General features: G+C 55.3%; 10 protein-coding genes and 1 pseudogene. 8 read left to right on the top strand and 3 right to left on the bottom strand.

Features of this window, described 5'->3' with window-relative positions:
- The first annotated feature begins 600 nt into the window (after positions 1 to 600).
- The 3 genes from KK925_RS07080 to KK925_RS07070 all read left to right on the top strand — a co-directional run bounded on the left by KK925_RS07080 (position 601) and on the right by KK925_RS07070 (position 1,599).
- On the top strand, positions 601 to 846 hold the full coding sequence (locus tag KK925_RS07080; protein WP_174583399.1) for a DUF4214 domain-containing protein: 246 nt from the start codon (positions 601 to 603) through the stop codon (positions 844 to 846).
- Between the two features lie 155 nt (positions 847 to 1,001).
- A complete protein-coding gene (locus tag KK925_RS07075) occupies positions 1,002 to 1,304 on the top strand; it encodes a hypothetical protein (RefSeq protein ID WP_174583398.1) in 303 nt (100 codons plus the stop codon).
- A gap of 103 nt (positions 1,305 to 1,407) precedes the next feature.
- Positions 1,408 to 1,599 (top strand): hypothetical protein, encoded by a 192-nt coding sequence (locus KK925_RS07070; RefSeq protein WP_174583397.1) that lies wholly within the window; start codon positions 1,408 to 1,410, stop codon positions 1,597 to 1,599.
- Between the two features lie 116 nt (positions 1,600 to 1,715).
- Here KK925_RS07070 and KK925_RS07065 read toward each other — a convergent pair whose 3' ends face one another.
- Entirely contained in the window at positions 1,716 to 3,401 is a 1,686-nt protein-coding gene (locus KK925_RS07065; RefSeq protein WP_174583396.1) for a hypothetical protein, read from the bottom strand.
- Between the two features lie 1,149 nt (positions 3,402 to 4,550).
- Here KK925_RS07065 and KK925_RS07060 point away from each other — a divergent pair.
- Together KK925_RS07060 and KK925_RS07055 are read left to right on the top strand one after the other, a co-directional pair.
- On the top strand, positions 4,551 to 5,723 hold the full coding sequence (locus KK925_RS07060; RefSeq protein ID WP_174583395.1) for a filamentous hemagglutinin N-terminal domain-containing protein: 1,173 nt from the start codon (positions 4,551 to 4,553) through the stop codon (positions 5,721 to 5,723).
- Positions 5,724 to 7,480: 1,757 nt separating this feature from the next.
- Positions 7,481 to 7,648 (top strand): hypothetical protein, encoded by a 168-nt coding sequence (locus KK925_RS07055; protein ID WP_174583394.1) that lies wholly within the window; start codon positions 7,481 to 7,483, stop codon positions 7,646 to 7,648.
- Between the two features lie 904 nt (positions 7,649 to 8,552).
- On the opposite strand, the gene KK925_RS07050 is transcribed toward KK925_RS07055, so the two are convergent.
- Together KK925_RS07050 and KK925_RS11540 are read right to left on the bottom strand one after the other, a co-directional pair.
- A complete protein-coding gene (locus KK925_RS07050) occupies positions 8,553 to 8,723 on the bottom strand; it encodes a hypothetical protein (protein ID WP_214096385.1) in 171 nt (56 codons plus the stop codon).
- Positions 8,724 to 9,082: 359 nt separating this feature from the next.
- A pseudogene (locus KK925_RS11540) lies at positions 9,083 to 9,289 on the bottom strand (transposase); the annotation flags it as partial.
- Positions 9,290 to 10,804: 1,515 nt separating this feature from the next.
- Here KK925_RS11540 and KK925_RS07040 point away from each other — a divergent pair.
- The 3 genes from KK925_RS07040 to KK925_RS07030 all read left to right on the top strand — a co-directional run.
- Entirely contained in the window at positions 10,805 to 11,488 is a 684-nt protein-coding gene (locus tag KK925_RS07040) for a polysaccharide biosynthesis/export family protein (RefSeq protein ID WP_174583393.1), read from the top strand.
- Positions 11,489 to 11,564: 76 nt separating this feature from the next.
- Positions 11,565 to 11,771 (top strand): hypothetical protein, encoded by a 207-nt coding sequence (locus KK925_RS07035; protein ID WP_174583392.1) that lies wholly within the window; start codon positions 11,565 to 11,567, stop codon positions 11,769 to 11,771.
- A gap of 115 nt (positions 11,772 to 11,886) precedes the next feature.
- On the top strand, positions 11,887 to 12,151 hold a 265-nt coding region (locus tag KK925_RS07030), incomplete at its 3' end, for a hypothetical protein (RefSeq protein WP_214096383.1).

Raw genomic sequence — 12,151 nt, 5'->3', positions numbered from 1 at the left:
TTTGCCAAATCCCTAAAGAAGGAAACGAGCCACTCCAAAAACTGGGCTAGCTTCCTCTTTTTTCTCTCGGGCCCAAGTGGATCACCTAGGCGGGACGAAACCATTCACTCGTTCGGCTACAGTAACTTACCTTGAAGGAGTGTCGGAGTTACGAGAGGCCAAAAGGGTGCCAGGTTTGAGGACGTTCCTCCCCATCGCACTTCGGAGATCTACTCCGATGGCGGGCATGGCCGTCGTGACAATCGTTGTGCGCGGTGACCTCTGTGGGGCTAAGCCTGTGAACTTTCGTGAAAGGCCGATCCAAACGCTGCCCAAAGGATCGGTGGGAAGTAGGTGGAAAGCGATGCTCGATGGGAGGGTCGTGTGCCCGCCCTCAAGCGGCCTGGCACGCTGGCCCCGCCAAGCGAGCTAGGTGCACCCCCGGGCGAGATCCGTGCCCTAGGTGACGACAGGGAGCCCGTTTACGGTAAGGCTCTCGGAGGTGTGGCGATGGTTTCCCGCTATCCTGGTTCTCTCGTGTTGGGTATTTTCTTGGCTAGATCAGAGAGGAATTTGCCCGTGGAAGGAAGAATGCGCCTGAGAATCGGCGTAGGCAGTTGGATGAGCTTAAGCGCGAATTATGGGCAAAAGGCTGGCGAGCGCCTTGGAAGCCTACTGGAAGCAGTTACCATAGGAGAGGGCCCTATCGAGTCAAGAACTCACATCTACCCTGGGAAATCGCAGGGTGGGGGGCTTTCCCATGAGGAGTTCATTCGATGGTGTTACCAGAAGATTTTGTTTCGGGGACCTGATGAGGGGGGACGGCGCTATTACCTTCGAAAACGTGAGGAAGGGTGGGATCGTTAGCATCGAGGGGAAGAATTTCTTTGTTCCGAAGAGTTTACCCAAGCGCACCTCCGGGGAGAGCTCGCACCCGGTCGAAAACACTACCCGTTTCTTACACCCTTGGATCTCTGAAAGCCTCCCCTAGATGCTTCTTACTTGAGGGGAGTTTTCGCAAGATGACGTTGTGCTTCGTGATCAGCTTGATCTGTGGGGAGAGTTGCAGCCGCGTTTTCCGAGATTTTGGAATCAACCTAACTTCCATGGGGCGACCGCTCGCGAGGGACTGGGGGAGGCCCTCCCACTGGGATGCAGCCCTTCTTTTGGCACTGGTAGACAAATTGCGGCCAAGAAGGGCCATTGAAATTGGGGGAGGATGGCTTGGTGCGCTTTATGGCGACCGTGCCAAGGCCAACGTAACTCCCGACGGCAAGGTTTGGGAAGTTCGATTGAGAGAGCCCGCCGCGTCTCGGTTTCTTTGAGAACCCCCAGGCTCCGCTCGTCAAGTCGTTACGGGAGCTTGGGCTTTCGTTTTTTTCCGCTCTGGAGGCTTGTAGTATTCTCCTTATCCAGAGTGGTCCGAGAATGGTCCGGTTGGGAGACGATCTCATCCTTCTCCTCCTGGAGGTTCTCCCGCGTCTCCCAGAGGGCGTCATCGTCGGTTTTTCTCCCGTGTTTTCTACCTTTGAGTATCCTTGGCAGTGGCTGTGGACGTACCGGCTGCCGTGGAACGATCTTGATTTTCTTGCGGCTTTTCTTTGGGGCAACGAGCGTTAGGGTCTCCTTCTTTTCTCGCACCTTCTCTTTTGTTCCTTCCCCGAACGCTTTCCGGTGGTCTGCGACCTATCCCCCCAGTCTCTCTGTGGATCCAAAAGTCCTCTTCGAAGGGATCGTTACTGGGGAGGGGAATCGGCTGACCGGCTTTGGGAAACCCCTTGTGCCGGGGTATACTGCCAGAGAAGAAGCGGCTTATGGTCAAGCCCTTCCCGCACCAACCGGTTATGGGTATGGACCCAATTCCAAAGAAGGGGGTGGGTAACCCGAAGCCGGCGTTCGGGTCGGCCATCCAAGGGAGAATCATCCCAAAGAATCCACCGGATGGGAAGCGTTTCGAGCCGGTGACATAGCCGGAGCTGCTCGTCTTCGGGGGCCGGGAGAAGGAAATAAAGCTCCCATGCCGGTGACTTACGTTCAAGCAAGGGATAGAGCCCGGGGAAACGCCCAGCCAGGAGAAGATCGCGGGGATTTTCCCCGGCAACGGGTCTGAGCGAGGCAAGCTTTTGGTAGAAGGCGATCTCGGCTGGGGGCAGGAGGATTAGATCCTTCCCTATGGGAAAGGGATGATAGTTTCGGGAAAGGAGATACTCGAACAGGGCGGAACTGGGCCATGTAGCCAGCGAAGAGGCAACCAAAAGAAACCCGAGGATGAGGCATTCCCAGTCAAGCGAGGAGTTTTTTCGGGCTGCGAAAGCAGTCAGTGCGGCCAGTCCTAGAAGCAAGGGATGAATGCTTTGGGCAAGATGGGAAAGGTCGGCTCGGGAGAAAGCGTGGTGGGTATACGGTAGGCCAACGAGAACGGAGGCCACCAGCAGTGCACCCGCAGGTGGGAGAGGGGAGGGCCTTTGCCAGAGGATCCAAAGAAAAAGAGGGCAGTAGAAAAGAAGGGTTCCTACAAAAAAGAGGCCTGCAGCAAAATGCGTGGCGTCCTGCCATCCGTGCCAGGGGAGACTTTTCCATGGCCAGGGGACAGGAAGGCTTAGGTTGGTTCCCCCGTACCGGACAAAGCGTCGCATGAGGGCGAGGTTGGCGCCCCAAAAGCCGGGGACTAGTGCAAGGAAAATTTCCATCGGGAGATAGCCCACAAGAATTCCTGTGCCAAAAATGCCAAGGGCTTGGACCCTCCCAAGCCAAGCCACCCGCGATGGAAAGGGTGGGTAGAGGGCTACGAGGAGACCCAGAGAGAAGGCAAGGTAGACTCCATGGTTTCTTCCCAAAAAAGCTGCCAGCCCTACAAAAATTCCCGTTCCAAACGCCTTGCAGGGAAGGGGCTTGCTCAGGTACTGGAAACCCACCCACAGCGCGCTCAAAAGGACGGTGTGGTCGACCAGCTTGTGAAAAGGGAAAAGCCAGAGGGTATGGAGAAGGGCGATGGGGAAAAGCATCATCTCATTGGAGAATGCTTTTCGCGCTGCTACAAGGGCCAGGACCAGTCCAAAGGAAGCGCATAGCGACAAAAAAAGCCGGAGCGAAACGAGCCCGGAGCCAGCGATATGTGCCCAAACGGCTGCCAGGAGATAACGGCCTGGATCGTAGGACTGGAAGTCACGAATGGGAAGTTCTCCATCGAGGGTTGCCAGCACTCCGTACCAAAGAAAACCTTCGTCGGCGGCGTTGTAACCTACGTGTCCGTGGAGAAGAAAGGCAACACCCGGTAAGACCAGGGCTAGGGAAAGGACAGCCAGGAGCTTTCGGTCCGGTTGAGCATCTTGCCAGAGAGTGGGAAGCCCGTGAGCCCCTCCTAAAAGAGGGGTCGAAACAGTCCCGCGCACTCGTTGAATTGGTCCTTGCAGTGCTCCCACAGACTGGCGTTTCCTTTGGAGGTGAAAAGCTCAGGTTAGAGACGAATCGGTTATTCACCCCGAGAAGCCCATACCAGTCAAACGGAAACTCAAAGCTCCTGTTCCGGTCCGGGGCAATTGCTGCCACGATCTCTTTTTGCAGAGATTGTCTCTTTTTGGGGTCCAGAGCCGGAGGAGAAAGAGTTGCTTCCCGCATATCAACCTCGGCAAGCTTCCAAAGAGGAGGACGTCTCAGGGAGATCCTCTTCTTGGCTCCATCGGAACGAAGGTTCCAGAAGCGATTTGGGCCCATTCCATCGGCCGAAAAGCCTGGATCCGTGCGAGCCTCCAAGCGCTTGGGGCCGGGGCCCTGCATTCCAAAGGAATGGGTCAATGCTTTTGGGCCGCGAGGGTATTTTGTGAGCGCTTGGCCTGGTGATCGGAAGTAACTAAGAAACGCGATCGTTCTTGGCTTTAAGCTCGAGTGAGAATGTGGCGTTTGAGGCGTGTTGGGGCGGAGGTGGCCAATCGGAGAAAAGGAAGCTAGACCCGTAGTCTAGCTTATCCTCCAGGGTACTTGAGGAATGGTTTGTCCTTTTTTCCGAAGGGCGACTTCTGGCTAAAAGCAAGACCGGAAGGCGGGGTTACGCTGGGTGGGCCAACAAAGGAGGCTCGACAGCCTGGACTGGGGGGGTGATAGGAAAAGCGCGTGGCAAGGCCGCTTCGCGGAAGGGTCGCATAAGGCCACTGGCTCGAAATGGCGGATTTGCCTATTTGCGGGCCGCTATTCGGGGGAGGGCGGCTTGGATGGGGATAATCTGTTGCTGTCCAAGTATCTTTCGCGTAGGGCAGTGCAGGCACTATGGGGCTGGGCAGAATGGGGAAGGTTTTTGGGGAGGGTGATCGGAGGCACAATCAGCTAAGTCATCGTGGGTTGAAGCAAATCCAAGGAAGTACCCGGCGGGCCGCTAGGTTTTCCGGGAAAAAATCGATGGAAGCAGTTTTTTTTGAAAAAAAGTGTTGACGAGGGTTGGGTGGAGAGACTAAAAACCTCGCGAACAGGCTAGGGGTTGGGTTCCAAGGGGCTTTGTTAGGGTGGAGCCTTTCCTAGCCGAAGTGCGGTTCCAACGGAAATGAAAATAGAAAATACAGAAAAGGGAGGCTTGATTCATGAAATGGAGTGCTATTGGTAGGAGTCTTTCGGTAGCAAAGAAGGCTCTTCCTGGTTGGCTGCTGGGGGTGGTATTGTGGATCGGCTTGGCTGGGAAGAGCTATGCGTTCCTTAATGCCAACAACGTCGTCAATACGAGTGGGGCTCCGGTTAGCTTTTCCTCGAGCTTTCCGACGTTCGTGGTGACCCAATCTGGGAGCCCGAATGCCCGGAGTATCATTAACTGGGGAGACAACGGCTTTCCATCCCCTGGCTTTAACATTTTCTCTGGTGAGACAGTTCAATTCAACCAGCCGGGCCAAAGAGCGGCTATTCTGAACCGGGACATCAGCGGTTTTGGTAGCTTCATTGACGGTACGATCAATGCGAACGGTCAGGTTTATGTCATCAACACGGTTGGAATTACGATAGGGGCGCACGCGGTGATTACTGCGTTTAGTTTTGGCGCTAGTACCTTCGATATTAGTGACAATGACTTCCTTACCCCCGGGCCGGTCGTAAAGCTGTTCGCGCCGGGTGGGGGCGCAACCCTTACGGTTAGTGGAACGATTAATGGCTCGAATAGCGGTGGTCATGTGGTCTTGATCGGGGGCGGGGGCGGGACTGGTAGCCTAGGGCTTGACATAAGCGGTGCTACTATCGATGCTAGCTACGTTGGGCTAGCTGCTCCCAATGGACCCCTCTTCATTAACCTTGTGGGGACCTATCCTGTCCTGGATCCAAATCTTGTTTCGCCTCCTGTTGGGAACACTCATCTCAAAACGCAATTTCCTGGGACTGAGCTGTTCATTGATAACTCCACGATTACGGCGAGCAACGGGTTTACTGGGGGTCAGATTGACGTCCTTGGAGGAGATGTGTTCCTGGGTACGGCAGGTATTGGTACCGCATCTCTTATCGCGGATGGAAGTGCGGGAGCCGGAGCGATCAACATCGTTGGGAATTCTCCAAACGTAGGCGTGTCTTTAGACGACGCGTTTCTCGATGCTTCGTCCAACTTTGGCAAAGGGGGTACCATTGCGATCCGGTCAGCGTTCGGTTACTTTGACACTGGGAGTACCTTTGTCTTCGCAACTGGGTTTTCTACTCAGGGGCAGACTTTCATCGAGGCCCCCTTTGTCGTTGATGGAAACGGTTTCTACTCGCCATCTCCTACGTTTATTAGTCCGTAGACAAGAGGCGACTTTGTGCTTCGTTTGTCGGGGAAAAGGCCTGCGTTCGTGCAGGCCTTTTTGCTTTTTGTAGGACATCCCAGGTTTCCTCGGGAGTGCTCAAGGCCTGACCCTAGAGTCCAGCGACGGATCGCGCCAGCGACCGAGAAATTTGCCGGGTACAGTGCAAAAGCCCCTTTGCGGGATGGGGAAGCGCTTATCCCGACTCGGCAAAACAACGGCTCCACCGGGAAACCGAAGTACGTGAACGGGCGGTGGTGGCAGCACCGGCGCGGGAACCCTCTTGGAAAAGCCTTAGTGAGCAAAAGAGCCGATGAAATAGGCACGAGCCGAAGGGAATGCGGAACAAAGTCTCCAAGCGAATGATGTCGACGTTGAGCCTATTGCCTCCAAGCCAAGCTGACCCCCTCTCCCACAACGATAGAAGCACCAGGTAGAGCCGACGCGATAATCGGGTGGGGGCACGCTAGGAAAAGGAAGATGCTTTAATTGGGAAGTCATCCGCCTGGGGTTTGGAAGTTACCCACACGCCGCGGATGCCTGGTCGAGAGGCTGAAGCTGGCCGGTGAGGGTCTCGTGAGCGCGCACCAGCCGGTCGGTCAGGAGGGTTACAGTCGCTCTGCGGCGATCGAAAGCGCTGTACTCAAAGACGGGGTTGTGGCTTGCTGGCTAGGACCGCTAGGGTGTTGGAAGGCAAGGTTTTCGCAGCCATGCGGCATCCGAAGCGTTTGAACAGAGTATGGTGCTCTAATCCGCTTGGGGAATCTCAAGGACGAATAGCGCCGACCAAAATGGGGCAACGGCAAGCCTGCGTCATTGCGGCGAAAGGCGTTACTCATTCATCATTCATGGATCGCACCAAGGCGCGCCTTGCAGCACCATATGGGAGGTATGTGCCTAACCCCAAAAAAGCGTTCTCTCTGTGTGCATGCAAGTAGCCGGGTAACGAAGCCATAGGCGGAAGCAAGGCCAGACAGAAAAAGGGCGACAGAACGTGGTGGTAGTTCAAAGGCCAAACACGAATGCCTCCGCCTCCGATGACATGTGAGGACGGAGTGTGAGTAGTCTCTCGGAAGGGAGGTTCGTTCGGAAGAAACGGATGGGACGCATCAAGGCAGAAGACGATGAAGCCTGAAGGTAGAAACTTCCCGTCCAAAAAGCCCGAATGTTGGGCTTCCAGGAAACTCTTTTTATCCCCTGGTTATGGGAGTTTGAAAGCAGAAGGACCACTGTCTGGAGGGACGAAGCCTCGTAAAGTCGAGTAGGTTGCCCCCGCCTTCCAAACACCTTCTCTTCCCATCCAGAAAGTCTTTCCATGGAAGCTGGAGGAGGAAGACCGTAGATCCAAGTTTCAGTAGCAAACGATCGCAAGCCCTCCATTGAGCGGCTCCTCCGATCCGGCAGGGAAGGGAGGCAAAAAGTATAAGGGTATATAACCCTCACGGTCACTGGGATCGTTCCACACGGCGCTGCCGAAGAATGAGTCGGACAACACCGGAAAAAGCCCAAGGGGGGTATTCCACCTTGAGCTAAAATCACGCAACCGGGTTTTTCGTACACGAGTCCACTAGAGCATATCCATTTGAGCTCCTGACCGGGTTCTTAAGGCACGAAAGAAGCGGTTTTGTGCCACAGGCCATGGAAAGCACAGCTCCTAGAAAGTTTTCGGATGGGTACGCCCTAGATCCCTGACCGGCAGGTTTCTGCGTGCGGGGTCCGCAATGGGTTTTTTGCGGAGCGAGAAAAGAAAAGCGCGGATGGGTAGGGGCGCAATGGAACGTTTCAAAGGAGGGGAACTGGCGGATGAGATCCATGGTTTTCCCACTCTCCTCTTGCCTTTCCCCTCTTATTCGGCAGAACGAGCGCGCAGGAAGCCACGTCACCCTGGGTTGTACGACGAAGGGAATTCCACCAAAGCGATCTGAGAAATACTGGAAGTATTCAAAAGTCTGGAACCCGAGGGGATATCCCCCTCGGCGGTGAGCCTTCTAAACCGCCTATGGCGGGAGGAATATGAGAGCGGGTCTCATGGGGACCTCTCTCAAAAGGCATACGTGTGCGGGTAGATGGAAAAAATGGGCGAGCGGCGTTCGATCCCTTTCTCTCAAAGGCTCTTGCGGTTAGTCGGTCGTGCCCTCAAGAACCGGGGTAACCATTTCTCACCCGTGGAAGATCGTTGCGGAACCAACCCAAAAGCTTGGAGTGCCGGGTCTTGGGACTCGGAGGACAGGGGGATGAGACGTTTTTCCCAAAAGTCGGCGGTAAGAGACGGTGCCCTCGAGCTCTGGGGAACTTTTTGAGAAGCGTGTCCTGAAGACTCGCTAGGAGCGTTACCAGGTCCACAAAGCGGGAAAGGTTTGGAACTACGGTGGGTTCAGAGGAGGGCAACGGGGGAGCAAAGAGGTGTTCTGCCAGATCTGAAATGTTTCAAAGCCCGCATTGATGAAAAAAGCTCAGCCTCCATTTCTCACAAGCAGGAGCTTTGGTGCACAAAACGGGGTTAATCTAGCTCACTCACGAGGAGTTTTGGTCGCGGAAAGCTTGTGTAACCAGGTAGGATCGAGCAAGATTGGGGTTAGTTTTGGCCTAGGAGGAGCTCCGCAAAGACGAGAAAGCTCATTCTTTACGCAAAGCTCCGCTCGAGAGTCGACTTTGCCGAAGCGGGGGAACTTGCGGTTTGGAGAGAGGTTTTAGCGGCGCAGCGCTTGGAAGGGGCGGCGAAAGAGGCTTTTCGAAGAATAGGCACTCCTCAACGAGAGGAACGAATAGCGCACACTGACGCAGAGAAGAGTACCCATGATAAAAGCAAAAAGATCGAGTCGCAGGGTGTTATCTTAGGCCTTCCGCCACCTCCGCTCCTTGCAGAGCCAGGCGTCGCAGCGCTCCGGCCAGGGTGTAAGCAATAGCCAAGAAGGAGAGGCAAAGCTTCTTGCCAGCCCTTTCCGCGTCGCTAGCCGCTCGGTAGAGAGTGAGAATCCTTTTTGGATCCGGTTTTTCCATCTTCCATCAAGCACCGTAGAGCTTTTAGGCAGGCCCTTGCTTGAGGGAAAGAGAAAGCCCGGATTTTCTCTCCTTTTCTCGATCCTCCGCCTTGGCCACCCCCCGCGCTTCCTCGACCAGCGATTCCGCGTGCGGTAGGCAAACTCTGTAAAGAAACGAGCCGCTTCGGCCGAGAGACTCGTGCAGAGGACTAAGCTTCCTCCAGGAGCCGTCAACGATCCATCAGGCGCGCTTGTTGTGGCCAAAGCCAAAGACACAGTCACAATCGTGGGCTTCGCGCCAGCCCATGATCTTTTTGCCCGTAGAAAACGAAATCGGCCGGCAGCACGATCCTGAACTGCAGGCCGACAGCTACGGAGCTATCCCGCAATCCGCTCCACGCTCCATAAGAGCACCCGCTGACGCATCCTGGTTGGAGAGCCGAAGCCCTGACGCCAAGCAGCGGATAACGGGCGAAAACGGTAAAGCGGCAAATCGCAGGAGAAGTCATAGTAACCATGGAAGAACCGCTGCAGTTCGCACCCGTACAGGGGGATGTCCGTCGCGTCAAGATCCAGCACCACCTCCTCCTAGAGCTCGCGACGCGATTCGAGGTGAAGATCGACCAGAAGCCGATTGATTGCTTCTGCTGAATGCCCAAATAGTCAGTCTGGGTAGCGCTTGCTTTTCCCCAGAAGCTTTACGCGGGTTACGCGCGCTTTTGCCGGCCAGCTCCTCCTCCAAGTGGCTTTTTCCCAGGCCAAAGAGCCACCACCGGATCGCTCGGTCATCCCTCGATATTGATTGAGATCTTTCAGAGCCCAGCGCGATACCAAACGTGCCCTGCGCAATCATCTGCTTGAAGCCGATGCACAATGTGCTTCGGATCACATGAGTCCTCAAAAAGAACCTTGCAGCCGCCCTAGCCGACCGATCTTCCGATGGAGTTTGCACAACGAAATCGCTCCCAATCGCTCGAAATCCGATCCCCGGTAAATGCTGCCTCCACCTGCCACGAAGACGGCGATCGTAGGGGCCGCAAGCCTGCTGGGAATCGTGACCATGGCCACGGCCTTTCCGGTGAAAGGAAAGGTTCCCTGGCGAGAGGGTAGGGCCGAACGGATGGGGGGAAGCGGTGCCCAAATGCTCCAGGTTGGAGACGAAGTAGGGAGGGGCTGGTCTTCTCCTTAAGACCGGTGCCGATGGCGCGGCGCTTTTGGAACTTTTCCCCAAGTGCTTCGTTTTGGTCCGGCCAAACTCGGAGCTTTCCATCCAAGGGTTGGTTTCAGAAACCATTGGGCAAGGAAAGTATGATGGGGCCAATCTCGAACTTCGGAGAGGTTGAAATCTTCGCCAACCTGCATGGGGTGAAGGGGAGAACCGGCTCGTTAGCTGTCAGTGTTCTAGGCTGGCGGGTTGATACGGGTACTGCCCTCGGCACGGCGCTCTATAGTCTCACACGACGCGAGGGTCGGGTGGCACGGGTTGTGGGGCGTGGGCAATGCGATTTGGCATCACCCGAATCAGGGAGGGACCAGGCTGGAATGGTCCCTTGGAGCAGGGCAATGGCTTTTCTTGGGAGAGGCGGGCCAAGGGATTCAAATCGGGAGTCTGCCAAAGGGAAAGCTCCATGGGGCCCAGTTTGTTACCTTGACCCAACTCCAACCTGGTGTCACTGGCCTTGGGGGTTGGATGATGCTTCAAGGAGACTTTGATATGGTGACAATTGGCGGGCTGGGCTCTCAGACCCCTTCGCTTATCATGAGTCAATGGAATGAGACAGCTTCGGTACTGGAACAGGTAGGCGACCCGCCCGATTTACCAATAGATCTTCCCCCTGGCCCATTAGCCCGCTCTCATTCAAGCTCTTGCAGAAGATTGCGGCAGTCTTTGGGCCCAATAGTGACATCGCTTGCGCGATTGAGCAGCTGATCGAGCAAATCACCCGGGAAATCAGTCTTGACGAAACGGGTAAGATCGAGAAGTGACTGTTTCGTAATGGCCTGGGTAGTAGGCGCATAACGTAGAGTCGCCAGTCTAACAAGTTAGTCGTCCGTTTGGTGGTGGCATGTCCTTTGGGACAAGATCGTTCCGGGGGGAACATGCATACTCTCGACGCAGGAAGGCGGTCGATCCGCACTGTCTTGTTACGCTACCTGAAACCGGGGAGCTTCGGGGTCCTTGTCGCCGCATTGGGTCTAACGAAAGGTCTGGCTGCCGAAACAAAGGGTGGTAAACCCGACCGTTCAGCAATGCACTATCCTGCACCTCGGAAACAAATGAGCGGTGTGTCGGGCTACGCAGTGCGGCCGGGTGACCTTCTGCGGATTCATGTGTTTCAGGAGGACGATTGGGATACAGAAGCCCGGGTGAGCGAGGATGGGACAATTCACTTTCCCTTACTGGGCCGGGTCCTGGTAGCAGGGAAAACCACCCATCAAGTTGCAGCGATCCTCAAAGAGCTTTTGGGGAAAGATTACCCCGTCAATCCGCAGGTAGCCGTCTCGGTCCTGGAATCCGAGCAAAAAATGACAATCCTAGGCGAGGTACAAAAACCAGGGGCTTATGCTTTCCCGCTGGAAAGGCCGCTGAATCTTCTGGAAGCCATTGCCATGGCGGGTGGATACACCCGGCTGGCCGATCCCGGAAGGATTACCGTCAAGCGCAAAGAGGGTGGCAAAGAAAAGCTCTACCGGGTAAACGCCAAAGCGATGGCCCATCGGGAAGTCGAGCCTTTTGAACTGCTCCCGAACGATATCATTACCGTTCCGGAGAGCCTTTTTTAAAAGGTAGTCTTACAGTCTTTTTGGAATCCGCCGGCAATCGTAGGGCAAGTCTTTACCGTTTCGGGAGCGTAACACCATGCGAACCAACCCACGCGTAGAGGAAGGTCACACCCCAGTGAAAGAAACGAGGCCCGTTACTCAAAATCCTCCGCTCGATGACGGGGGTGGCTGGGATGTGGAAGCGAGGAAGTTTCTCAGATTGGGAGTGATTGTAGTGTGGGAGGGTGCTTGGATCCTGGGGATCTGCTTTATTCTTACTCTTTTGGCAGCGAGTATTCATTAGAGCACAGCTCCCCGTGTGGATTTGGACCGTACTCTCCTCGTTGTGGAAGCGAGCCCTCGGAGAGTGGCTAATGTCAAAGACGTGGTGCAGGAGGATCTCTGAGCCGTTTGAGGCCGTGAAAACGGTGCAGGAAACGCTAACCGGGAGGAGCGTCTTCCGAAACGTCGCGAAACGAAAAGACATCTGGTCGGATCCGGTGCTCGCGGAAGAGCTCCGCAAAGCTCAGAAAAGAAGGGGGCCGGAACCTGTTGTCGAATACTTGAGTCGAAAAGTTCATGTGATTTTACGTCCTGGTACACGGCTTATTGAAGTGGTCGCGGAGGCGGGGAACCCCAAAAGCGCAAGTCTTCTTGCCAATGCTGTCGGTGAGGAAGCCATCC

The organism is Candidatus Methylacidithermus pantelleriae, from assembly GCF_905250085.1.
Lineage (GTDB): Bacteria > Verrucomicrobiota > Verrucomicrobiia > Methylacidiphilales > Methylacidiphilaceae > Methylacidithermus > Methylacidithermus pantelleriae.
This window is presented reverse-complemented; position numbering and strand designations above follow the sequence as displayed.

What these genes read in the sequence shown, in the direction of transcription:
- KK925_RS07080 (WP_174583399.1), top strand. Translation starts at nt 601, where the DNA reads ATGAGCTTAAGCGCGAATTATGGGCAAAAGGCTGGCGAGCGCCTTGGA.
- KK925_RS07075 (WP_174583398.1), top strand. Translation starts at nt 1,002, where the DNA reads ATGACGTTGTGCTTCGTGATCAGCTTGATCTGTGGGGAGAGTTGCAGC.
- KK925_RS07070 (WP_174583397.1), top strand. Translation starts at nt 1,408, where the DNA reads ATGGTCCGGTTGGGAGACGATCTCATCCTTCTCCTCCTGGAGGTTCTC.
- KK925_RS07060 (WP_174583395.1), top strand. Translation starts at nt 4,551, where the DNA reads ATGAAATGGAGTGCTATTGGTAGGAGTCTTTCGGTAGCAAAGAAGGCT.
- KK925_RS07055 (WP_174583394.1), top strand. Translation starts at nt 7,481, where the DNA reads ATGGGTAGGGGCGCAATGGAACGTTTCAAAGGAGGGGAACTGGCGGAT.
- KK925_RS07050 (WP_214096385.1), bottom strand. Translation starts at nt 8,723, where the DNA reads ATGGAAAAACCGGATCCAAAAAGGATTCTCACTCTCTACCGAGCGGCT.
- KK925_RS07040 (WP_174583393.1), top strand. Translation starts at nt 10,805, where the DNA reads ATGCATACTCTCGACGCAGGAAGGCGGTCGATCCGCACTGTCTTGTTA.
- KK925_RS07035 (WP_174583392.1), top strand. Translation starts at nt 11,565, where the DNA reads ATGCGAACCAACCCACGCGTAGAGGAAGGTCACACCCCAGTGAAAGAA.